This window comes from Phyllobacterium trifolii (assembly GCF_014192095.1).
Taxonomy (GTDB): domain Bacteria; phylum Pseudomonadota; class Alphaproteobacteria; order Rhizobiales; family Rhizobiaceae; genus Phyllobacterium; species Phyllobacterium trifolii.
The window spans coordinates 183,208-206,456 of sequence record NZ_JACHXN010000008.1 but is presented as its reverse complement, the minus strand read 5'-3'; the positions used below and the strand labels follow the sequence as shown (position 1 = coordinate 206,456).

22 protein-coding genes are annotated in these 23,249 nt (G+C 54.6%); 9 read left to right on the top strand and 13 right to left on the bottom strand.

Annotated features, from left to right (window positions below; translation table 11 throughout):
- Positions 1 to 94 precede the first annotated feature (94 nt).
- From FHS21_RS14455 to FHS21_RS14435, 5 genes are all read left to right on the top strand, one after another.
- Positions 95 to 1,534, top strand: coding sequence for a UbiA family prenyltransferase (locus FHS21_RS14455; RefSeq protein WP_183662369.1), 1,440 nt, complete (start codon positions 95 to 97; stop codon positions 1,532 to 1,534).
- Positions 1,531 to 2,856, top strand: a complete 1,326-nt coding sequence (locus tag FHS21_RS14450) for an FAD-binding oxidoreductase (RefSeq protein WP_112528720.1) — start codon at positions 1,531 to 1,533, stop codon at positions 2,854 to 2,856. The genes FHS21_RS14455 and FHS21_RS14450 overlap by 4 nt, the downstream gene beginning before the upstream one ends.
- An 83-nt stretch (positions 2,857 to 2,939) precedes the next feature.
- Positions 2,940 to 3,362: an EamA family transporter gene (locus tag FHS21_RS14445; RefSeq protein ID WP_112528718.1), complete on the top strand. Its 423-nt coding sequence runs from the start codon at positions 2,940 to 2,942 to the stop codon at positions 3,360 to 3,362.
- 13 nt (positions 3,363 to 3,375) lie between these two features.
- Positions 3,376 to 4,386 (top strand): NAD-dependent epimerase/dehydratase family protein, encoded by a 1,011-nt coding sequence (locus FHS21_RS14440; protein WP_112528716.1) that lies wholly within the window; start codon positions 3,376 to 3,378, stop codon positions 4,384 to 4,386.
- Between the two features lie 12 nt (positions 4,387 to 4,398).
- Complete coding sequence (locus FHS21_RS14435) at positions 4,399 to 5,838, top strand: aspartate aminotransferase family protein (protein WP_112528844.1); 1,440 nt, start codon at positions 4,399 to 4,401, stop codon at positions 5,836 to 5,838.
- A gap of 45 nt (positions 5,839 to 5,883) precedes the next feature.
- Here the strand turns inward: FHS21_RS14435 and FHS21_RS14430 are convergent, their stop codons facing one another.
- Positions 5,884 to 7,569: a hypothetical protein gene (locus FHS21_RS14430; protein WP_112528714.1), complete on the bottom strand. Its 1,686-nt coding sequence runs from the start codon at positions 7,567 to 7,569 to the stop codon at positions 5,884 to 5,886.
- A gap of 287 nt (positions 7,570 to 7,856) precedes the next feature.
- Here FHS21_RS14430 and FHS21_RS14425 point away from each other — a divergent pair, with 287 nt between their 5' ends.
- A complete protein-coding gene (locus FHS21_RS14425) occupies positions 7,857 to 10,373 on the top strand; it encodes a GcvT family protein (protein ID WP_112551511.1) in 2,517 nt (838 codons plus the stop codon).
- A gap of 128 nt (positions 10,374 to 10,501) precedes the next feature.
- Positions 10,502 to 11,353 (top strand): DUF1194 domain-containing protein, encoded by an 852-nt coding sequence (locus FHS21_RS14420; RefSeq protein WP_112528841.1) that lies wholly within the window; start codon positions 10,502 to 10,504, stop codon positions 11,351 to 11,353.
- 1 nt (position 11,354) lies between these two features.
- Here FHS21_RS14420 and FHS21_RS14415 read toward each other — a convergent pair whose 3' ends face one another.
- Together FHS21_RS14415 and FHS21_RS14410 are read right to left on the bottom strand one after the other, a co-directional pair.
- Complete coding sequence (locus FHS21_RS14415) at positions 11,355 to 12,353, bottom strand: GlxA family transcriptional regulator (protein WP_112528712.1); 999 nt, start codon at positions 12,351 to 12,353, stop codon at positions 11,355 to 11,357.
- Between the two features lie 221 nt (positions 12,354 to 12,574).
- Positions 12,575 to 12,835 (bottom strand): hypothetical protein, encoded by a 261-nt coding sequence (locus FHS21_RS14410; RefSeq protein WP_183662367.1) that lies wholly within the window; start codon positions 12,833 to 12,835, stop codon positions 12,575 to 12,577.
- A 140-nt stretch (positions 12,836 to 12,975) separates the two neighbouring features.
- On the opposite strand from FHS21_RS14410, the gene FHS21_RS14405 reads away from it, so the two are divergent.
- Positions 12,976 to 13,884, top strand: a complete 909-nt coding sequence (locus FHS21_RS14405) for a LysR family transcriptional regulator (protein ID WP_112528708.1) — start codon at positions 12,976 to 12,978, stop codon at positions 13,882 to 13,884.
- Positions 13,885 to 13,887: 3 nt separating this feature from the next.
- Here the strand turns inward: FHS21_RS14405 and FHS21_RS14400 are convergent, their stop codons facing one another.
- The 9 genes from FHS21_RS14400 to FHS21_RS14360 all read right to left on the bottom strand — a co-directional run bounded on the left by FHS21_RS14400 (position 13,888) and on the right by FHS21_RS14360 (position 22,076).
- Positions 13,888 to 14,613: a copper homeostasis protein CutC gene (locus FHS21_RS14400; RefSeq protein WP_112551505.1), complete on the bottom strand. Its 726-nt coding sequence runs from the start codon at positions 14,611 to 14,613 to the stop codon at positions 13,888 to 13,890.
- Entirely contained in the window at positions 14,610 to 15,524 is a 915-nt protein-coding gene (locus FHS21_RS14395; RefSeq protein ID WP_112528704.1) for an ROK family protein, read from the bottom strand. Before FHS21_RS14395 ends, FHS21_RS14400 begins: the two co-directional genes overlap by 4 nt.
- Positions 15,525 to 15,589: 65 nt before the next feature.
- Positions 15,590 to 17,617 carry an ASKHA domain-containing protein gene (locus FHS21_RS14390; RefSeq protein WP_183662404.1) on the bottom strand — a complete coding sequence of 676 codons (2,028 nt, stop codon included), beginning with the start codon at positions 17,615 to 17,617 and terminating at the stop codon, positions 15,590 to 15,592.
- A 142-nt stretch (positions 17,618 to 17,759) separates the two neighbouring features.
- Positions 17,760 to 18,722 (bottom strand): methyltetrahydrofolate cobalamin methyltransferase, encoded by a 963-nt coding sequence (locus tag FHS21_RS14385; RefSeq protein WP_112528700.1) that lies wholly within the window; start codon positions 18,720 to 18,722, stop codon positions 17,760 to 17,762.
- 10 nt (positions 18,723 to 18,732) lie between these two features.
- Positions 18,733 to 19,638: a methylenetetrahydrofolate reductase gene (locus FHS21_RS14380; RefSeq protein ID WP_376772109.1), complete on the bottom strand. Its 906-nt coding sequence runs from the start codon at positions 19,636 to 19,638 to the stop codon at positions 18,733 to 18,735.
- Positions 19,625 to 19,927 carry a virulence factor gene (locus tag FHS21_RS14375; protein WP_183662365.1) on the bottom strand — a complete coding sequence of 101 codons (303 nt, stop codon included), beginning with the start codon at positions 19,925 to 19,927 and terminating at the stop codon, positions 19,625 to 19,627. Before FHS21_RS14375 ends, FHS21_RS14380 begins: the two co-directional genes overlap by 14 nt.
- A gap of 122 nt (positions 19,928 to 20,049) precedes the next feature.
- Positions 20,050 to 20,721, bottom strand: coding sequence for an exopolysaccharide biosynthesis protein (locus tag FHS21_RS14370; protein WP_246411029.1), 672 nt, complete (start codon positions 20,719 to 20,721; stop codon positions 20,050 to 20,052).
- Between the two features lie 69 nt (positions 20,722 to 20,790).
- Positions 20,791 to 21,369, bottom strand: coding sequence for a DUF4893 domain-containing protein (locus FHS21_RS14365; protein WP_112528696.1), 579 nt, complete (start codon positions 21,367 to 21,369; stop codon positions 20,791 to 20,793).
- A gap of 80 nt (positions 21,370 to 21,449) precedes the next feature.
- On the bottom strand, positions 21,450 to 22,076 hold the full coding sequence (locus tag FHS21_RS14360) for a DUF1638 domain-containing protein (protein WP_112528694.1): 627 nt from the start codon (positions 22,074 to 22,076) through the stop codon (positions 21,450 to 21,452).
- A 70-nt stretch (positions 22,077 to 22,146) separates the two neighbouring features.
- Here FHS21_RS14360 and FHS21_RS14355 point away from each other — a divergent pair, with 70 nt between their 5' ends.
- A complete protein-coding gene (locus tag FHS21_RS14355) occupies positions 22,147 to 22,302 on the top strand; it encodes an entericidin domain-containing protein (RefSeq protein WP_112528692.1) in 156 nt (51 codons plus the stop codon).
- Positions 22,303 to 22,391: 89 nt separating this feature from the next.
- Here the strand turns inward: FHS21_RS14355 and FHS21_RS14350 are convergent, their stop codons facing one another.
- The gene (locus FHS21_RS14350; RefSeq protein ID WP_112528690.1) at positions 22,392 to 23,090 is read right to left on the bottom strand and encodes a cobalamin B12-binding domain-containing protein; all 699 of its coding nucleotides are present in this window, start codon (positions 23,088 to 23,090) and stop codon (positions 22,392 to 22,394) included.
- Between the last annotated feature and the right edge of the window lie 159 nt (positions 23,091 to 23,249).

Here is a 23,249-nt window from a genome sequence, read left to right as displayed (position 1 = left end):
TCACTTTTCATTTTTACTTTCCCGATAAGTCATCGACTGATAGGCAATATTCTTGCCGGCTTGAATAGGCGCATGATTTCAGGGACATGTTGTGGTGGATGCTCGTTCTGACAACAAGACTGTTGACCTCGTAGTAGATCTCGACGGCACGCTTATAGCCACTGATCTTCTATGGGAAAGTACGTTTCAACTGCTCAAACAGAACATGCTGTATCTCTTTCTTCTGCCGCTTTGGGCTTTAAAGGGAAAGGGGCATCTCAAACATCAGATATCGCTTCGTGTCGCGATTGACCCCGCAATACTCCCTTACCGGGGGGAGTTCGTCGCTTACCTGCGCGAGGAGCACCGCAAGGGTCGAAGGCTGGTGCTTGCGACTGGCGCGGCGCGCAAGTTTGCCGAGAGTATTGCCGCATATCTGGGTTTTTTCGATGCTGTCTATGCGACAGATGAAACGCGCAACCTGACGTCCATTCACAAGACCAAATTTCTGCTGGAGACTTTCGGTGACGTCAAGTTTGCCTACGCGGGGAACAGCCGAGCGGACGTTCCGGTGTTCGATGCGGCAAGCGAAGCGGTCGTTGTTGCACCCGATCGTGCCGCAGCGAAATGGCAACGTACACATTCAGCGAAATTGTTTGAAACGCCGAAGACCGATTGGAAAACCTTCGCCAGGATGTTGCGCGTGCATCAATGGATGAAGAACACGCTGATTTTTGTTCCGCCGATACTCGATCACGAGATCATGAACTGGCAGATTCTCATCAACTCGATCATTGCATTCTTTGCTTTCTCATTCGCTGCTTCGGCAATCTATATCGTCAACGACCTGTTTGATCTTCCGTTGGACCGCCAGCACGCGCGAAAGAGGAATAGAGCTTTTGCCAGCGGCTTATTCTCTATTTCCTTCGGTCTGAAAGTTGCTGTCGCGCTGCTTGTCCTTGCCGGTCTGCTTGCCACGCAATTGCCTTGGGTGTTTAGCGCCGTGTTGCTGGTCTATCTCATTTCGACGACGGCTTATTCGCTATCGCTGAAGCGTATGTTGCTGATCGATGTCTTGACGCTGGCAGGCCTCTATACGCTCCGAATTCTTGCGGGCTCAGCGGCCAGCCAGATCGAGGGTTCATTTTGGCTGCTGGCGTTTTCGTCGTTCTTCTTTCTTTCACTCGCGCTTGTCAAACGCTATGTCGAACTGCAAAACACGGCACTTGTCGAAAAGAATCGTATTGCGGGCAGGGGATACCGACAGGCAGATCGCGAAGTTGTGGCGCAATGCGGCGTCTCGTCAGCCTTTGCCGCTGCACTCGTCCTGGCTCTCTACGTAAATAGCGATGCGGTGGTTAGCCTTTACTCGTACCCATGGTTGATTTGGCCACTTTGTCCGATCGTCCTTTATCTCAACATCCGCATCTGGATTCTGGCGCATCGCGGTGAGATGCACGACGACCCTGTCGTGTTCATCATTTCTGATTGGCGCAGTCAGATCGTTATAGCCATTGGCGCGGCGTTGCTGCTCTATGGTGGCATGCGCTCATGATGGCTGGCTATGACAGTTTCGGACTTATCGACAGCCGCCCTCGTGTTGCGATCTCGCTCGATGCTGCGCGACGGATTTTCGAAAGTGGTGATCCCGGGCGGGATGGGTTTCTGCCATTTGGCAATGGCAAATCCTATGGCGACAGCTGTCACAATGATCGTGGTACGCTGGTCGATATGCGGGAGAGCGACCAGCTTATCTCATTCGACCCGCAAACGGGTCTGCTCGCCGCCGAAGCTGGCCTGATGCTGTCGGATATCATTGCGCTCGCCGCGCCGCATGGGTATTTCCTGCCGGTGACACCAGGTACGCGTTTTGTTACTTTGGGCGGCGCGATCGCGAACGATGTGCATGGTAAAAACCACCATCGCCGCGGCACGTTCGGCTGCCATGTCGAACGCTTCGACCTGTTGAAGTCCGATGGAACGGTCGTCACCTGTTCTGCATCGATGAATTCGAAATTGTTTGCCGCGACAATCGGAGGGCTTGGACTAACAGGCATTATCCTTTCTGCCAGCATCAGATTGATGAAAGTGAATTCGCTTGATGTGGCGGAGAGCGTAAAGCCGTTTGCAGGCCTTGCCGAATATTTCGAAATGGCGCCACAGGCCGACAATGACAATGAATATGCCGTTGCCTGGGTCGATCAGTTGAGTTCAGGGAGACGTGCGGGACGCGGCGTGCTTCTCACAGGAAATCATGCTGACAATGGTAGTTTTGAAGCCAGAACGGAGGAATCCAGGCTGGGCGTGCCTTTCGAGCTTCCCATATCGGCACTGAATTATCCGAGCCTCAAACTGTTCAACGCGGCCTACTTTCATTTCAAAGGCCGTAAACGAGAACCTCATCTCAGTACCTATCAGACCTTCTTCTATCCACTCGACAGTGTCTCGAACTGGAACCGGCTTTATGGAAGGACCGGGCTTTACCAACATCAAAGCGTCATTCCGGAAGATGCCGCTTCAGCAGTAGTTCCCCAGATGCTGGCCGCCACGCGTGAAGCGGGACAAAGCTCATTCTTGACAGTGCTCAAACGCTTCGGAAACGTCGCTTCGCCCGGGATCATGTCGTTTCCGCGGGCGGGCTACACATTGACGGTTGATTTTCCCAATCGCGGAGCGCGCACGCTGGCGCTGCTGGAACGCCTCGACAGTATGACGATCGACGCGGACGGGCGGGTCAATCCCTACAAGGATCAACGCATGAGCTCCGCAGTGTTCAAAGCCGGATTCCCGGGATGGCAAGAACTGGAAAAGGAGCGCGATCCCGCATTCAACTCCAATTTTTGGGCGCGAACTGCACTGGCAGGTGGAACTGCTTGATGCATCAAATTTTAACAATGTGCTTGGGGTCTTTTCAACGCAGCTTTGCTATGCACTCGACGAACTAGAGGGGCCGTTCCGTCATGACAAAATACATTCCATTTATCCTGTTCACCGTCATGACCAATGCGGCGGCGCAAGTTATGCTGAAATACGGCATGATAACGCTGGGGCCGATCAGCTTCAGCGCCGATACGATCATCCAGAGAATATTCCAGATCATTTTCAACCCTTGGGTTTTCGCCGGATTGACGATGTTTGTCATCTCCATGGCCTCACATCTTTATGTGCTTTCCAAGGTCGATCTATCCTTCGCCTACCCGTTCCTCAGCCTGGCTTATGTGGCCGTCGCCCTGTTCGCCTGGGCAGTGTTCAAGGAGGAACTCGGAACGTTCAAGATTGCGGGCATCGCCTTCATCATGATCGGAACCATTCTGATCGCCCAGAGCGGACGTCATGAAACGCCTGGCGAACAAACGCCACCAGCTTCCACAACATCCTCGTAAGTGAGTTGAAGAAATGAGACACGTTATTTTTGGTGGCGACGGTTTCGTCGGGCGGCATCTGGCACCGAAGCTGATTGCCGGGGGAGAGGAAGTCGTTGTGGCGGACATCGCCAAGAGCGATCTGTCCCACTATGGCGATGTGAACTTCGTCAAATGCGATGTGACCGAACCGAAGTCCATCGCAGCAGTGGGTATCAAGGCCGACGACATGGTCTACAACCTGTCAGCCAAGATGCTTTCGCCGTTGCAGGTGCGGGCGAAGCGGCACGATTTCTTCTTTCCGGTCAATTACTTCGGTACCGAGAGCATTATCAAGGCGATGGACAAGGCGGGTGCGAGGAAGCTCGTACACTATACGACCGACATGATCTATGGCCACACCTATGTCTGGCCCCAGACCGAAGACCACCCCGCGGCACCGCTTGGTGAGTATGGAATGTCGAAATTGAAAACCGAGGAACTGGCAGCAGAATGGCGCATGCGCGGAATGAATATCTCCCTGTTTCGCCCACGCCTGATCATTGGGCCGGGCCGACTTGGTATCCTCGAAAAGTTGTTCAAATTGGTCGATTACAACCTGCCGGTACCGATGATTGGCTCCGGCAAGAACCCTTATCAGTTCATTTCAGTGTTCGATTGTGCGGAAGCCGCACGTGCGGCATGGAAGGCTGGCGTGCCAAATGAGGCGTATAATCTCGGCTCGCTGAACCCGCCGCCTGTTCGCAAACTGCTCGGCGACCTGGTGAAATTCGCAGGATCGAAATCGATCCTGCTACCAACACCTGCCTGGGCGGTAAAACGCACACTCGACTTCTTCGACTGGATGAACAAGCCGATCATGGATCCGGAACAATATTTGATCGCGGACGAAATGTGCGTACTTGATGTGTCGAAAGCGGAGCGTCAACTGGGCTGGATACCGCAATATCGCGATGAGGATATGCTCATTGCAGCATATAAGGAGTATCGCAATATCAAAGACGGCAAAGCCGTGCAGCAACCATCGTCGATAGCGGCGGAATAACGGGGAATGGCGATGAACAAGGTTACAGCACAGCACGAGGCGGTCCAGGGACTTATAGGAAAGCCAGATCTGCTCACGGTCGAAGAGGCCAAGGCCATGACGCTGCCGCGCATGACCGAGCTTTTCACCAGGCATCTCAATCCCGGTCAGCTGCATTTCATGAAGCTTCTCGGTTTTCACAAGGTGAAAATCGACCGTGCGGAAGGCATGTATTATTATGATCAAAACGGCCGCGCCATTCTCGATTTCTTTGGCGGCTTCGGCTCTCTTGCTTTCGGCCATAATCACCCGCGGATTGTCGGGGCGCGCAAGAAATTCCAGGATGAACAGCGTCAGGAAATAGCCATTGCTTTCATGTCGCAATATGCGACCGCCTTGGCGCACAACCTTGCCGCTTGCTCACCCGGTGATCTTGACATGGTATTCCTCGGATCGTCGGGATCGGAGGCAATGGAGGCGGCGATAAAGGTTGCCGAGCGCGCCGCAGGTCCCAAGAAGCCGAAGATCGTATATGCCGAGAATTCATTTCACGGCAAAACCAAGGGCGTTCTCTCGATTACCGACGGAGGGCTTTATCGCGGTGAGTTCAAGCTGGTGGAGAATACGGTTCGTGTTCCATTTGGCGATATCGATGCCGTCGAGAATGCTTTCCGCTCCGATCCTGAAATCGGTGTCATTGTACTGGAAACCATTCAGGGCGGTGGTGGTATCATTCAGGCGCCGAAGGAGTACTGGCAAAAACTGCGCTCGCTATGCGATCAGTATGGCGTGCTTTGGGTTGCCGATGAGGTCCAGTGTGGCTTTGGTCGCTCCGGCCGGTTTTATGCTTTCGAACATGCGGGCGTTGTGCCCGATGTAACCGCCTTGGCCAAATCCTTGGGTGGAGGCAAGGCGGCTGTCGGCGCGATGATCGCCCGGCGCGAGGTCTATATGAAAGCCTATGGCACGCCCAAGACAGCAATGATCCATGCCATGGCCACATTTGGCGGGATTGGCGAAGCCTGTGTCACTTCAATCGAAGCGATGAATATTCTCTACGACGAACATCTGATCGATAACGCCGCAGCAACTGGCGACTATCTATTGCAAAAGCTGGAAGAGCTGAAAGTCAAATATCCGACGATGATCAAGGACGTACGTGGCAAGGGCCTGATGGTCGGTCTCGAATTCCACGATTTCTCCAAGACGGTGCCAATAGTGTTGCGCCCCGTTCTTGCCGTACTGGATGACAAGTTGAAGGGTTCGCTTCCGGGGTTTATCGGCAGCCACCTCCTGCGCGATCATGGTGTGCTGGTCGCATTCACTGAGTACAATCGAAATGTTATCCGCCTGGAGCCGCCACTGATTTGCGGACGGGAACATGTCGACACATTCATCAAAGCGCTCGACGAAGTGCTGTCACGCGGTATCGTACGGATCGTAAAAGACTTCGTCAAAGCGCAGGTAAAATAACACCGGAATTCCAGAAGAGCCGGGCTTTGGTCCGGCTTTCTGCTGTCAGGATTGGCCGGAAAGTTTGATACCCGGCCTCAGCAACAGGTCCCAACAATCGTCAAGCTTTACGACGATCCGGTCCGCCAAGGCTTTTTCATAGATACGCTGCAGAGAAAGCCGCGCGCTGGTCGTCGGGCAGGACGGGCGTAAAATGCCATCTGTCTGGCGCAGAGAGGTTTCTTCTGCTTCTGTCAGATCACCGACAGTGCGGAATGGGTCGGCACCAATCTGAACATTTCGGGTTGCGTCGCGATCGAGTATCCACGGAAACGGATTGACGAAATCCAGCGTCATCAAACTGTTCAAATGGACACTATTCGTGCTCTCGAACTGCTTGAGCGCATTGAGAGCGCGATCGGCGGAGACCACCCAGAACATCTGGTAGTCAAGTTCAGAATAGAGCTGCCAGCTCGGCAGTTGTCCCGCCTCCGCCAGTTGGCGGTAGGCCCCGGCATTAGAGGCATAGTGGGATTCCAGCAGGTTCACCCGTTCCATGATATCCTTGCGGGTAGAAACGAGGCCCATCGTTTTTACATCAGTGACCGGCGCTTCCACATATGTCGGCGCCACAGCGACAAAGCGTAGAGTGCCTTGCATAACCTTGGTGATCGTCGGGATCGCGGTAAACGCAACTAGACAATAGACAATCAGCCGGCGTCTTTCGGACAATTTCGGTGTTTTGCGCAGCACCGCGAGAAGAACTGGCCAGAGAAAGATGAATTCCTGGCTGCCGGTATTCTGTGTCTCAAGGAAAATGCCAGCGACCAGCGTGACGCCGATCCACAGCCAATCGCGATCCAGTAGCGCAGCGATATTTGCTGTTGTCGGTTTTTTGCGAAGATTGTGCCAATGGTCCGTAAGGGGGCTCCAGTCCAGCCGGAACAGGAAAAGTATCAGACCTGCCGCCGCGAGGATGACGTCGAGCTTGATTGAAAAAACAGTCAGAAAGCGAGGCAGAAGCAGGCCCTCGTTCATCCTGACCAGAGCTAAGATGCTCTCTACATAGGCAGACACCATTCCATGATTGAACTCGAGTACCAGAAGCGCCACGGCAAAGATGCATAACGCCAGCAATACATAGCGCCACAGGAGACGGCCTGAGAGGATCGCATAGAAACCGATCAGTCCGCCTGCCAAAAACCCCGTTATCTTGGTAAAGAACAGCGCAAGCATCGTCAGCGCGGCGATGAGGGCGAGCTTTCGGCCATTCGGCAAGAAAACCAGTGCGCTGACGAGAACATAGAGCAGCAGGGAGGTGTGGCGATTGTAAATGCCGAAACCGTTGACGCCGGGATAGGAATGAAAGCTCTGTGTGTTGGTCGGGCACAGCGCAAAAACAAGAAATGGAACAAGGATCGCAAAGGCGATCTTTCGGCTCTTCTTGTCGATTTCAGCAAGAATGATTGCCATCAAAGGTGCGGCAGAAATTAGCACGGACCATTGTGCAATCAACGTAGGTTGCCCGCCGGGGAAAAGTTTCTGAAGCCAGTAGAATTGATAGTATTCAAGGCCGCCGACGGGTGCGAGAAAATCCACAGCCGGCACTTGGCCAAGTTTTATGCGTTGGGCTGCATCGAGATAGATGTAGGTATCCCAATACATCGGGCCGATTGGGATGACCAAGGGGAGCGACAAAAGAACAACAAGGAACACCAGAACAAGCGCGAGCAACACCAATGGTGAGAACATTTGTGCTGAAGTTCTGGTGGAGCTTCTGGAAATATCCGGCATTCGACTTCGACTCAGGTTCCGCGGCGCGTGACCACTATCCTTAGAGCTTTAATCCTCCACATTGCGTTAAACGCCTCCCGAAATTTGTCGAATGCTCCTATAAAATACGGCCTGTCTACCAGGCGTCGCGGCGTGTTTTCGCCATGTCGCAAACAGGCCTTAGCGATGGACATACGAAACGCCATAGTGCAAAAAAATTGTTGGAGCCGTTCCGGCCATCGATCGATACCAAAGGACAAAGTGAAATGAAGACTGAGGCGCGTGTTGTCGTTATCGGCGGTGGGGTAGTAGGTGTGTCAACACTCTATCATCTGGCCAAGAAGGGCTGGAGTGATGTTGTCCTGATTGAGCGCAAGGAACTGACATCCGGTTCGACCTGGCACGCTGCTGGTCTGCTGCCCTTGTTCAATATGAGCTATTCGGTTGGCCAGATTCATAAATATTCGGTCAAATTCTATCAAGAGCTGCAAGAGGAGACCGGCATGAATGTCGGCTTCACCAATTGCAGCAATATTCGCCTTGCTCGCACGCAGGATCGCTGGGACGAATACATGTATTATGCGGGTGTGGCCGAAACGATCGGCGTTCCGGTGAAGCTCCTGACACCCGAGCAGGTCAAGGAGATCTGGCCGCTTGCCGAGATGGACGGCATTATTGGCGCAATCCAGCATCCGGAAGACGGTTATATCCAGCCGGCGGATCTGACGCAGGCGCTTGCCAAGGGTGCGCGCGATCGTGGTGCAACAATCTACCGCTATACGACCGTGCTTGGCATCGAACAATTGCCGTCTGGCCAATGGCTGGTAAAGACCGATAAGGGTGACATCACCGCGGAACATGTGGTGTCCGCAACCGGCAACTTTGCCCGCAAGACCGGCAAAATGGTCGGCCTCGATGTGCCGGTTATTCCCGTCGAACATCAGTATATCGTGACCGAGCCACACCCGGCAATTCTTGAGCGGAAGGCAAAAGGCTTGCCCGAAATGGGTGTTTTACGCGAAAGCGACAGTTCCTGGTATATGCGCGAGGAAAATGGCGGCTTGCTGCTTGGGCCATACGAGCGGGGTGCCCCCGTCTGTTACGTCGATGGCCCTTCGGATGCCAGCGAATATGAATTGTTCCAGGAAGACCTCGACCGCCTCGAACCGCATATCGAAACCGCGATCGCGCGTGTCCCGGCATTTGGTGAAGTCGGTATCAAGAAGGTTTATAATGGCGCCATCGCCTATACCCCCGATGGCTCACCCATCATTGGACCTGCGCCACGTCTCAAAAACTTCTGGTTGAATGAGGGACACTCCTTTGGTGTCACCGCCGCCGGCGGTGCCGGTTGGCAGCTGGCCGAATGGATCGTCGAAGGAGAACCGTCTATCGATATGATGGGTGTCGATCCACGCCGTTTCGGTCCTTACGCGACCGAAGGATACCTTAAAGAAAAGAATGAAGAGGCCTATGCCGAGGTCTTCTCGGTCCATTACCCAGACGAGGAGCGAGGTGCTGCCCGGCCGTTAAAGCGTTCGCCTTCCTATGATCGCCAGAAGCAACTCGGTGCCGTGTTCGGAACTGTTTATGGCTGGGAGCGCGCCAATTGGTTCGCACCGCAAGGATACGGGCTCGACGTTGCCAAACTCGACAAGCCAGATGTTCTGATGAACCACAATCATCCGAAGCCTGATGCTGACGGCAAGATCAAGGAGCTCTGGTCGTTCCGGCGTTCCAACTATTTCGAACATGTCGGTCATGAGATCAAAAATGTGACGAACAATGTCGGTCTTCTAGACATGTCGGCTTTCGCCAAGATGGAAGTGTCCGGACCAGGTGCCCGGGCTTGGCTCGACTCGATACTGGCTAATCGCATTCCGAAAAAGCAGGGCCGTATCGCGCTTTGCCATCTCCTGACGCCGCTTGGCGGGGTTCGTTCGGAATTCACAGTCTATGAGTGGTCCCCAGGGAAATTCTATCTTGTCTCGGCGGGGGCTTACGAAAATCATGACCACGATTATTTGCACAAGCTGCTGCCGGACGATGGCTCTGTCACCTTGCGTCCTATTACGCAGATGTATGGTGTTCTCGTTCTGGCGGGACCCAAGAGCCGCCAGGTTCTGAAGAAACTAACGCGTGCCGATCTGTCCAACGAGGCGTTTCCGTGGCTTTCCGGCAAAGAGATCAGCGTTGGTACTGCAACGGCGCATGCATTGCGCGTCAATTTCGTTGGCGAGCTTGGCTGGGAACTACACCATCCAATTGAACAGCAGAACACTATCTATGATCTGTTGCTCGAAGCCGGCGCTGAATTCGGTATCAAGCCTTTCGGTATCCGTGCAATGACAGCGATGGCGATAGAAAAGTCATATCGCTTGATCCCGCGCGAATTGTCTATCGAATACAATGCGTTTGAAAGCGGTCTTGACCGCTTCGTTCATCCCAACAAGGGAGAGTTCATCGGACGTGACGCTGTGGTCAAGGCGCGGGAAAATGGTCTGAAATGGAACTTCGTGACCCTGGAAGTGCTCGTTCCGGGTGTATCGGATGTCGATGCTCGCGGCAGTGAACCGATATATGTGAAAGGTGAACTTGTTGGCCGTGCCACTCATGGTGGCTATGGCTGGCGCCTCGGCAAAAGCATAGCGCTTGCGATGGTGAAGCCTGAATACTCTGCTCTCGGCACTCAGGTCGAGATCAAGATATTGGGAAAGACACACAAAGCGATCGTGATTCAGGAATCGCCGTTCGATACCGAAAATGAGCGCTTGAAGGCTTAAACCTGTCGAAAACCGATCTTGAGAATGGCGCCGACGGGCGCCATTTTTGATTTAGTGCCTTTGTTCAACAGAATGTGATCGCGCTGGAAGTCGCTTTGCGTTCCGGCGATTTGAGTTACACTTCATGCATGTCATCGCGTATGAAGACTCTTTGTAGTTTTCTGTCACTGGCAGCTTTGTTAGCCAGTTTTTCGACGCGCGCGCAAGCAGCGGATACTGAGGTCGATGTGGAGTTGGTCTTGGCCGTCGACGCATCCCGATCCATGGAAACTTTCGAGCAGAAGATTCAACGCGATGGCTATGTCGCGGCGCTTCGGCGCAAGGAAGTCGTCGATGCCATTCGCGACGGTATTCACGGTCGTGTAGCCGTTACTTATGTTGAATGGGCCGGATCGAACGTACAACGAATTATCGTTCCTTGGACGTTGGTCGATGGCGCGGACTCTGCGGAAAAACTTGCGGATGCGCTCGATCAGCCAATCCCTGCAACACAAAGTCGGACATCGATCTCCGGGGCTATCGATTTTTCCAGTACCCTCTTCGACAACAATGGCTTCAAGGCCTCGCGACGAGTTATCGATATTTCAGGCGACGGCGCGAACAACAATGGTCGCCCAGTGGCTGACGCTCGCGATCAAGCGATTGCCAAGGGCATTACGATCAACGGATTGCCGTTGATGACGCGTGGGGATTTTTACTCCGACTGGGCCGTGAAGGACCTTGATCTCTATTACAGCAGCTGCGTCATTGGCGGACCGGGTGCTTTCATGGTCCCGGTTAATTCCTGGGACCAGTTTCCGGAGGCTGTGCGCCGGAAACTGGTGCTGGAGTTGGCGGGCGATACTCCTACCACGCAGAAAGCAGATTGGCTGCCGTCACAGACGTTGCCGCTGATCCTGGCCCAGGACAAGCCGCAAATCGACTGCCTTTCAGGCGAGCGAATATGGCAGAGGCGGATGCAGGATTGGGAATCGAGATGAGTTACGCTGCAATCAACTGCTTGCGATCAGCGCGTTCCTGCTGCGGCGAACGGCCGTAGAGTTCACGGTAGCATTTGGAAAAATGCGATGCCGAGACAAATCCACATGCGACAGCCACCTCAACGATCGGCATGGATGATTGAATCAACAGATGCCGGGCACGGTCCAAACGGATCTCCAGATAGTAGCGGGCTGGCGAGCGCCCCATTTCCTGGCGGAACAGGCGCTCGATCTGGCGGCGCGACAGTCCAACGTGATCAGCGATTTCGATCAATGATAGTGGTTCGGACAGACGCGCTTCCATCAATTCGATTATTGTCAGAACCTTGGAGTTTTGCACACCGAGACGCGCGCGCAACGGCAGTCGCTGACGGTCGTGTGGGCTGCGTACGCGGTCAGTCAGAGCCTGTTCACAGACACGATTGACGATATTGTCGCCGAAATCATCGCCGATGAGCTTGAGCATCATGTCCAGCGCGGCGGTCCCGCCGGCGCAGGTGTAGATATTGCCGTCAACCTCGAACAGGTCGGCGTATACATCGGCCTTTGGAAAGGCCTCAGCAAAACCTGGAAGATTCTCCCAATGGATCGCGCACCGCTTGCCAGAAAGCAGACCAGCCGCTGCGAGAATATGCGCCCCGGTGCAGAGTCCGCCAACAGCGACGCCGCGGTTGAATTCTTCGCGAAGCCAGGCAAAGACTGATTTGTTGTGGAATTTCTCGACGTGGATACCGGCGCACACAAAGACCATGGATGGCCTTTCTTCGCCGGTCAGGTACCGCCTCTCGTCTTCCAATGATGTGTTCGCGGCGCATTCCACACCGTTCGAGGCCGTGACAGGCTTCGCATCCACGGAGGCAAGACGCCAGCGATAGGCTTCATACCCAAGCATGCGATTTGCGATGCGCAGTGGTTCGATGGCTGTCGCAAACGCGATCATCGAAAAATTCGGCACGAGAAAGAAAACGAATGAGCGCTTGTTGAGACCAATGTGATCCATGGTAATTCCAGGTTCCCGTATCTGGCTTTAAGGCCATGTCGCAACTGAAGTAACAACTTCAACTTACGGGCGTGGTCTCTAGAGCTTTTTTTCAGATAGAACCATAGAATTATTCTAAATGGAAGGGCGGAAACCTGTGTCGCAAAAGCGCAGGTATCACATATGATAAAAGGGAGCAGATAGACCGTTATCTGTTCCCTTGAGTTGATTGCTTCATGATTTTACAACCGCGCGTTCTTTAGCTGATTGCATTCGCTGACTTGGCGCTCATAAAGATCTGGCCAGCCGATGTCGCAACGCATGTTTTCCGGTAATCCGTCAAGCGCCATTTCCGTAGCGCGTAAGCGGCGTTCCCGGACAAAAACATCGCGGGCGGTTCTGATTCGTGCGGCCAGGTGATTCGCATGATCCGCGAAATAGCTCCCAAGCCGTTCGGCGAAACTTCTCATGTCGCTCTGATACAGGTTATCGCAAGTGCTCATTTTCCTTCTCCTTGTTTCAGCAAGAGCATCATTTTGCGTGATGTCCTTTGATGAACTTGACTATCGCGCCAAGTTGATGTTCAATCAAACGAAATTACGAAACACTATGCTTCAGAAAAATTGATGGAGGAGAATGCGCCATGTCAGCCCCGATGCATCATCCCATTCCGATCCTGGACCTGGATGTGTTGCGTACCTTTGCAATGATTGCCGAAACAGGCAGTTTTTCGAGCGCTGCAAATGCTGTGTTTCGTACCCCGTCGGCTGTTTCCATGCAGATCAAAAAACTGGAGGAGACCCTGGGCCACGTGCTGCTCGAACGGGATGCGCGCTCGGTTAAACTGACGCCGAGCGGCGAGGTTCTCCTTGGTTACGCAAGGCGCATGCTGGCTCTCAATCGCGAGACAGTGGCGAAATTTATAGCGCCGACGGTTTCCGGTGTCGTGCGGCTCGGTGCGCCGGACGATGTCGGCGAGCGGGTGCTTCCGTTTGTCTTGAAGCGCTTTGCGGAATCTCACCCGGATGTAACCGTCGATGTGGTCATTGATCAAAGCAATAGTCTGCGCAAACGCCTTGATGAGCAGCGTCTTGATGTTACCTTGGTCAATGTCAACGAGACACTGGCCAAGATGGATGACATAGAAGTCCTCATGACTGAGGAGATTATCTGGGCCGGCGCCAAATGTGGGACTGCCCATGAGCGCAACCCACTGCCGCTTTCAATGTGGGAAGAGGGGTGCATCTGGCGCGCCAACGCGATCAGTGCGCTGGAAAGTGCGGGCCGTGAATATCGCGTTGCCTATATGAGTGCCCATACGATGGGCCAGCGTGCAGCAATCGTTGCGGATCTTGCCGTTGCACCTTTTTCGAAATTCCTTTTGGAAGACAACATGGTACAGCTCGGCGCTGAGCACGGTCTGCCCCCACTCGGCGAATCCAGGCTCGGCATGCTTGTTGCGAAGAATGCGGGTGCGCATGTCAAAGCTGTCGCACAGCATCTGCGGGTTTATTTTGAGGGATATGAGCGGACGGGCAAGCTTAGCTGCTAGGTATCAACTGACCCGAAGACAATAATCCTTCAACGCTCTGACGAGTTCAACGCTCGTTTGCCTCTGTGATGCGGTTTCGAAGCCGAGCCGCCTTGCTGCTTCGCTGAGCACGGGCGCGGCCGATGCGCAAGATGAGTGGATTTCTTCAAGCGGAATGCGATCCCGCAGCACACCGATATTGCCAATGTTAATGCCGGAACCGGGCATGATCTTGATCCTGCCCGCGGTAAGTTCGAATGTCGCTTCCAGGTCATCGATCCCGTCAAGCGCGGTCAGTGACCGTCCCGAAGTCAAGATTCTTTCAAATCCGAGCTCGATCGCCATATTGATGGCCTCGGCAAGATCGGGGACGAGGTCGAATGCGCGGTGCAGTGTAACACCAAGACCGCCGCATTGCCTGACGAGGCGTTCGAGCGTCGTATGGTCCAGTTGGCCATTGGTGAGGTTGGCGCCGAAAACCACACCAGCGAGCCCAGCGGTGCGCATCACATCGATCTCGCGCAGCATTGCGTCGATATCGGCTTCACCAAAAACGAAATTGCCGGGACGCGGACGGATCATGGCGTATATGGGAATGGGGGAGACAGCAGCCTGTCCGATCAGTCCCGGTGTCGGCGTCAGACCGCCCAGCTCCAGCGCTGAACAGAGTTCGATGCGGTCGGCTCCTCCCGTGATAGCCGCTGCCAGACCGCCGGGGCTGTCCACGCAGATTTCCAACAGGATGCTCATTTTGAGATTTCCATCAACCCAAGAACGCCCGCACCGATGAGACCGGGTTCAATCTTCAATTCTGCAGGAATAACTAGTGGTTTATCTGTTTTCCGCAGGATACGTGCTCGAACTGTCTCATCCAGGCGCTTGATCAGCTCTACAGAATTGGCAAGCCCCCCGCCAACGGGCGCGATAGACGCGCCGACGATGTTGATCGTCATCGCGAGCGGGCCGCTTACGATATCGATATAAACTTCAATAGTACGTTCTGCCGCCGCGTCACCGGCATTCCACGCCGCTATAATCGCGGTACTTGGCAGATCAACACCATGCAAGTAAGCATGCAGTCTTTCCATGCCGCGCGCCGCGCCCACCGCATCAACGCATCCTACCTGGCCGCAGCCACAGGCATAGCGCGGAATGGCGACGGGCGGATTGCCTGCAAGCGTGGCGGATACCGGGCCGTGGCCCCATTCGCCAGCAAAGCCGCCAGCCCCCTCATGAATCTTGCCATCGATAATGATGCCACCACCGACACCGGTGCCGAGGATGACACCGAATACAATGCGGTGACCGCGTCCGGCGCCAACAACGGCTTCGGATAACGCAAAGCAATCGGCATCATTGGCCACGAGCACTGGCCTTTGTAGTTTCTCGCTTAGATCGGCAACCAATGTACGGCCATGAATGCATGGAATATTGGCGCAAGTGATCTTGCCCGTATCGGAATCAACCACCCCCGCGATGGAAATCGATATCAAGCTTTTGGGGGCAGCGCCGCCGTCTGCTGCGATCTTTTCGATAGCTGACGCGAAGGTATCAAAATCGTTCAACGGCGTCGGTATTTTCGGTTGCGGCCTTATATCTTCGGGCGAGTAGGCGATTGCGCCCTTGATGGCAGAACCGCCAATGTCAAAGCAGGCTATCATGGCATGTTATTTCCGGAATCGATCATCGTAGCTGTGTGATAGCGGAAATATACCAGCCAACAAAGTTATTCGCGCGAACGCCTTGCAGCCCGATCCTCGCGCGACCGTCGGCGTGGTGTAGCATCACCTGCAACACCATCCTCGCTGACATTCTTGCGCGGTGGCAAGGCGACGGCCTGTGACAGCTTCGGGAACGGGTCGATCTTGTTCGGCATCGCCATGGCATAGACGAAGTGTTCCTGGAATTTGGGCTCCAGCGCCGTCTCGATCTTCTCTATGCGTGTGACGGTGTCCTCGATCTCGCGGCGATAGTTGCGATTGAGCAAAGCCATGCGGGCACCGGTGCCAGCAGCATTGCCTACGGCCTGGACTTTATCCAGATCGCAATCGGGGATAAGGCCAAGAACCATCGCATATTTCGGATCGATGAAAGAACCAAAAGCGCCGGCAAAACGGATTTGATCGACATGATCGATTCCGAGCTTGTCCATCAGGAGCTTTACACCAGCATAAAGCGCCGCCTTGGCAAGCTGAATCGCGCGCACATCGTTTTGGGTGATGGTTATGGTCGGGGAGCCTTCATGCAAAAGATAGGAAAAGGTACGTCCATTTGCTTTAACGCGAGGGGATCTGGCGGCAAGGCTTCCGTCGACGACGCCATCCTCCGAAATGATTCCGGAAAGATACATCTCGGCAATGACCTCGATAATTGCTGAGCCGCATATTCCTGTGATACCACTGGCTTGCACTGTTTCGTTAAAGCCGGGTTCATCGGACCACTGCTCGGTGCCGATCACCCGGAATTTTGGCTCCAACGTAACAGGATCGATGCGGACGCGCTCTATGGCGCCCGGCGCAGCGCGCTGGCCGCCAGAAATTTCGGCGCCTTCGAATGCGGGGCCTGTAGGAGAGGATGCTGCGACTGTTCGTTGCCTGTTGCCAAGAACGATCTCGGCATTGGTACCCACATCAACCAGAAGCATCATTTCGTCTTGCCGGTGCGGACCTTCGGCCAAGGTGGCTGCGGCAGCATCGGCACCAACATGTCCGGCTATGCAAGGCAGCATGTAAACGCGCGTGCCGGGGTTCATTGGCAGACCGATTTCGGAAGACCTGATATGCACTGCGCCGGAAACGGCAAGTGCAAACGGCGCGCCACCAAGTTCCGTTGGGTCGATACCAAGGAAGAGGTGGTGCATGATCGGATTGCCGACGAAGACGGCATCCAGAATATCTTCACGGGCAACGCCGCCCTCGGCGCAAACCTTGTCTATAAGGCCATTGATGGCTTCGCGCACTGCCATCGTCATGCCTTCCCGGCCTTCCGGGTTCATCATGACGTACGAAACGCGGCTCATCAGATCCTCACCGAAGCGGATCTGCGGATTGGATGTACCCGCCGAAGCGATGGTCCGAACCGAAAGCAGCGACGACAAATGCATGGCGATTGTTGTCGAGCCGATATCGCAGGCGATGCCGTAAGCTTCATTCTTGAGGCCAGGCCACAGTCCGATCATAGCGGGACGTGAGGTTTCCTCGTCATGATAAATGGCTGCAGTGACGCCCCATTCGCCCTTGCGCAGGATTTTCTGCACATTGGGCAGGATGTGGGCGTCGACCTCCAGATTCCGTACACCCCACTCCTTTTCGAGAGCAGCCTTCAGCCGGTCGAGATCCCCAAGCGGCTTGTGCATGTCGGGCTCTTCCACCTCGACATAGCACATGTGGATCGCCGGGTTGCGCTCGATGATGCGGGTGTCGGCGGCTTTGCGCACCACTTGGGCATTGACCTGGACGTCTTGTGGAACGTCGACCACGAGATCCCCAAGGATCGTCGCCGAACATGACAGGCGTCTGCCTTCCTTCAGGTCGCGCTTTTCAGCGTAACGCTGTTCCTTGGCGCCGAATGCCGAAATGTGGTCGAGTGAAGAGACGATCTTGTGCTTGGCAAAACTGCCTTCCTGCACTTCCACCTGGCAGCGTCCACAGGTGGCGCGGCCGCCGCAGACGCTCTCAACGTATACGCCAAGGCTGCGTGCAGCTTCCAGAATGGGCGTACCAACGGCGAAACGTCCGCGTTTACCCGATGGCATGAAGAGAACGAGCGCTTCCTTTGCCGACGCCTCTGGTGCTTTGACGGGTGCGTTCACGATCGATACTCCAAAACTTTCAGGCGAGGGGCAGTTTAGTTGCCTCCCGCCTTTCTATGCTGGTCAGTTTGCGTAACGCAAACCGTCAGCCTGCGGCGCCGCGCCGCGCCTCGCGTCCGCCACGTCGACGCCCGCCGCCGGCCGAATCGGCAGGGACGGATACCGATGCAGCTGCGCCAGGGGCAGCCGGCTGGTGATCGCGATATTTCTTGATCCAGTAGGTGCAATTGGCATCCGTACCGTTGAGAACATTCGCGGCATGGACGGCTTCCATTTCTTGCGGACGGCAAGGATTCATGATTGCCGAGGTCATGCCCGCACCAATCACCATAGGAATGAACCCGGCATTGATGCCGTGACGATGGGGGAGGCCGAAGGAAATGTTCGACAGGCCGCAGGTGGTGTTGACTTTCAATTCTTCACGCAGGCGGCGCAGCAGTGCGAAAACCTGACGACCGGCATCGCCAAGCGCGCCGATCGGCATGACCAGCGGATCGACCACGATGTCATGGGCCGGAATGCCGAAATCGGCGGCGCGCTGTACGATCTTCTTGGCAACAGCGAAACGAACGTCAGGATCCATGGAAATGCCGGTCTCGTCGTTGGAAATGGCAACGACTGGAACATTGTACTTCTTGATGAGCGGGAGAATGGCTTCGAGCTTCTCCTCTTCACCCGTCACGGAATTGACCAGTGGACGGCCCTTGGCGACTTTCAATGCCGCCTCGATGGCAGCGCTTACCGAACTGTCGATCGACAAGGGGACATCCACCAGATTCTGAACAATTTCAAGCGTCTGAACAAGAAGGCCCGGCTCCGTCGCGTTGGGATCCACCGCAGTGACACCCGCGTTGACGTCCAGCATGGTTGCGCCCGCGGCGACCTGCTCCAAAGCATCCCTGATGACTGTATCGAAATTGCCCGTGATCATTTCGGCGGCCAGTTTCTTGCGACCGGTCGGATTGATCCGCTCGCCGATGACGCAGAAAGGCTGATCAAATCCGATGATGATTTCTCTGGTCGCCGAGGCAACGATCGTACGGGTCATGCAAATTACCTCAGTTGGTCGCTGCGTTTGCGTATTGCGTGTCCACATTCCACGAGCCGCGATCGACAAGCCATTCAGACGACTTCTTCAATCCACCGAACGGGAAGATATGAATCTGCTTGATGGCAGATGTCGGGTTAACCAAAACGTGTTGCTCGATGGGGCCGACAACACCTTCCGGCGAGTGACTTGTGGCGAGCGCTGTCAGCGACAGGGCATTCTTCTTTAGGAAGCTGATCGAATTGCCGACGCCGCACATGGCTGCATATTTGATCAGTGTCGTAATCTTGGCCGGGCCAGCAACGCCGAGATGCACGGGAAGGTCGACGCCATGCTGGCGCAGCGATTCCGAATAGCGGATAAAGCGATCAGCATCGAAACCGAACTGGGTGACAACACGCAGCTTTGCACCAGTACGTTCGCCGAAGTCTTTCTTCAAACGCAGAGCTTCAATCGCAACGGCCTCGGAAAACTCCGGGCTGCCTTCGGGATGGCCGGCAACGCCCATTTCGGTGATGCCGTATTTGTCGAAGAAACCAGTCTCCAACACTTCCATCGTCGAGGAGAACTCACCTGCCTGACGCTCGAGGCCGCCACCAATGACGAGAACGTCGGTCACGCCAGCTTCTTGCGCGGCTCGGCGGATGCGGGTTTCGAGGGCCGCCTTTGTTGACAGACGGCGTGAAGCGAAATGCGGGACCGGCTTATAGCCAAGCTCATGAATGCGCTTTGCAGCCGCCGTCAGCGTATCGACGCTGTCCGTACCCATATCGGTGATGTAGACCCGGGTGCCTGTGGGGAACAGCCCCGGCAAATCCTGGGATTCGATAGCCTGACGAGCCGCGACTTCAATGGATGCTGCGATCTTGGTCATTTGATCCTGCTGCGACTTCGCTTTGAATTCATGAATGCTCATGTCCACCTGCCTTTACGAGCGCCACAAGGCGTTCCCGATCATATTCATTGTCAATACGGGCGAGGGCGCTATCCGCCTCGGTCTCCAGATCATCACTCACAGGCACCGGAGTGCCGCGGCGCCATTCCGCCAGATAGGCATCGGAGTCTTTCGCACCAATGCGCATCGCACACATGTCGATGGCCTCGGTGAAACGAATCGGAAGCTCGCGCTTGGCTGCCTGGCGTCCCTTTTTGACGGTCACTTGAGCGGGAATATCCCGCCAATAAACGACAATGAGATCAGCCATGCAATTCATCCTCCGATGGGGACCCTTTTGCCGGAAAATCAGGGGCTAAGCTTGCTACCTCACGACGCGTGCTCACTCAAATGCGACGTGCGGCATTGGTGTTTTTGCGACAAGGATTTGGTTCAGAAAGGCCAGAAGGTTGCGGCATAGGCAAGCACATTCGCGGCAACGAAGGCAAAGCCCGTGACAATGCCGATCGAGACGACACCGAGTATCAGTCCGCCCAACATCAATCTGCCGTCACGCTCGCAAAGTGCGATGCCGATAATCGCGGTTGCGAAAGCGGGCAGCCAGTTGGATAGCGGCATTGGCAGAACCACTGACAGACCAAGAATGGTGGTAAAAGCACCAAGCCAGCGATCACCCTGCTTGCGGCCAAACGGCCAATTGCGCGGCCGGATAAACTTTTCCAGCCATTCCAGCCAAGGAACGACTTTGGCCGATATCAAGCGGAACCGGTCAGGGGAAATGGTTTTCGTTCGCATGAAACTTGGAAGCCAAACAGATTCGCGCCCCATCACCATTTGTACCGAAACGAGCACAAGTGGAATTCCGGTGATGACCCCGGTACCTGGCGGTAGCGGGATAAGATTCAAAATGGCAAAAAATGTGAGGAGCGCGGCAAAACTGCGATCTGTAAAGGCGTCTTCGAGTTCGTCAAAAGATACCGGGGCTGTTGCAGCAAGCGACAAATCCCTGAAGACCTGCGAGAGCGGGCGCGGGTCATTGTCTGGCGTCAAACGTACAGGGACACGGTTTGGCTTGTTCTTTTCTTCTGCGTCGACTGCGGCCATCTTCTCGTCTTTGTTCACATTTTGACGCATATGGCGCGAGGTTGGTGACATTGCAATGACGAATATACCTCAACGTTTGAGTTCGAGGATATCCATGACAGATTCGCGAGCCGGAGCTGGAAACTGGATTCGAAACTCATTTTTTGCTGTGCGGTATGCGTATCCTACCTGATCAACGTCGGGACCGGCGCCATAGTTCCTGGGCTTTTCGCCGGCGACATAACCTGCACCAAGATAGGTGAGACGCTTGTCGCTGTCAGTATAGAAACGCCCCTTAGTGCGCTGCGAGCCGTTTGTCTTTTCTAGCATCCACCCCGATCCATCATCGGTAACCCGACATTTGAACCAGCTATAGATCACCAGCGCCGGTTCGTTGCCAAGCTTTGCCGTTCGGCATTTCCATTCGCCAGTCATATCGAAATCTTCACCAAAGGGCAGGTGGGGCTTGGCCAGGATTTCCTCCAGCCATTTTACGTCGGTTGGAGTGCCGCCTTTTTTTGCTTCTTCGACAGCCGTGCCCATCGTCTCTTCATACTTGTCGAGCTTCGCTTGATCAGGCTTTGTGATAATCCGCGTTGTCGCACCATCTGCTTGGGCGACAGTTGTGCAAGCAATAAGGATAATCGTGGCGAATCCAGCGCGAAGCATAATGAATTGATACCTGTTTCGATTTGGTATTCAGGCATACAGACGAAGAAGTCGTTCATCCGATGGCGATCAGGAAGAATCTAATCGGGAGCCGCAGCCGAGGTCAAGGCGGGAACGAGATCACCATAACCCGTCAGGCGCCGTTCGTAGGCGAGGCCAAGAAATGCTGCCGCTCTCTCTGCCTTTGCGCTCAACTTGGGGTCATCGGTCTGCGCCATGTAGATCATCTTGGTGTAGTTGCCAAAATACATGTCACGCAGTTCCGGGTGCCGATCCAGTCCCAGCGGTTTGACCATGAACGCTTCGAAATGGCGGGCGAGGAAATCCGTCATGAAAAACGACGTCATGTCGTCGTCCCACTGTGAGGAGAAGGCTTCGTTGCCGGCATAGAATGAAAAGCAATGCGGGCCGGCGATACGTTCGACGCCATGTTTCTCACAGACGCGGTCAAGCATGCCACCCGTACCGCAGTCTGCATAGCCGACAAATATGCGTGTTATGCCTTCTGCTTTGGCTTTGAAGATTGCGCGATCTACCGATGGCGCAATCTTATCCGGATAGTGATGATAAATCGCGGGGAGGCACTTGAGATCAATATGCTCGAGGCCAAATTGTTCGCGTATCGCGAGGATTTCGCGCGCAATCATCCCGCAAGCAATGACCCGCACGATCTCTGGTGACTTCGTCGACTTTCGGCTTGCATTCATGGAACTGATCTTGCTCTATCGCGTTGTTCCAGCGTTGGATTTAATTTTAGCAGAACGGGAGATACCGTCCATGAAACTATCACATATCGCTCCGATTGCCGCTGTACTTGCAGTCGTCGCACTTGCCGGCTGTGCCAATACGATTCGCGGCATGGGTCAAGATACGGCCAATACGGTCAATGCGACCCAGAGCGCTGGTCATCGCGTGGCAAAGTCAGCCAATTAATTAACGCTTAGGGCCGTCTGGGCCTCAGCCGTTTATTGATTTCTTGCTAACAAAACGGTCGCATGCTCATGCGGCCGTTTTGCACGCCATCAAGCTCCCGAAAGCTGATTGTGTTTGCGTTTCATGTAGGCTTTGGCGGTCTCAACAGCAACCGCCGCATCGCGGCAATAGGCGTCCGCGCCGACGGCCTTGCCGAACTCTTCGTTGAGAGGTGCACCACCCACGAGCACGATATAGTCGTCGCGGATGCCCTTTTCCTTCATCGTGTCGATGACGACTTTCATGTAGGGCATGGTGGTCGTGAGTAGTGCCGACATGCCAAGAATGTCGGGTTGATGTTCTTCGATCGCCGCCAGATACTTTTCGACCGGATTGTTGATACCAAGGTCAATGACATCGAAGCCGGCACCTTCCATCATCATGCCGACCAGATTTTTTCCGATGTCATGAATGTCACCTTTGACGGTCCCGATGACGAGCTTGCCCTGCTTCGGTGCCCCGGTTGCAGCAAGGAGAGGGCGCAGGATAAACATGCCGGCCTTCATCGCGTTGGCTGAGAGCAGTACTTCAGGTACGAAGAGAATGCCGTCCCGGAAGTCTTCGCCAACGATGCGCATGCCCTCGACCAAGGCTTCGGTCAGAACCTTGTAAGGCACCCAACCGCGCTCAAGCAGAATGTTGGTGCCTTCCTCGATTTCTTCCTTCAGGCCGTCATAGAGATCGTCATGCATCTGCTCGACGAGTTCATCGTCAGAAAGCTCCGAAAGAATGATTTCATCATCGGCCATTTTTATGCTTCCTCTCAAGCGTTATGCAATGTCACTAACATAACTGGTGTTTCTTTAACATATCGGGCAAGTTGCTGAAAACGCATCGCTTAAATGCGACCTAGTAAATGACGAAAACGACCGGCAGTTTGTCTCCGATGCGCCACCCGGTGCCGCACA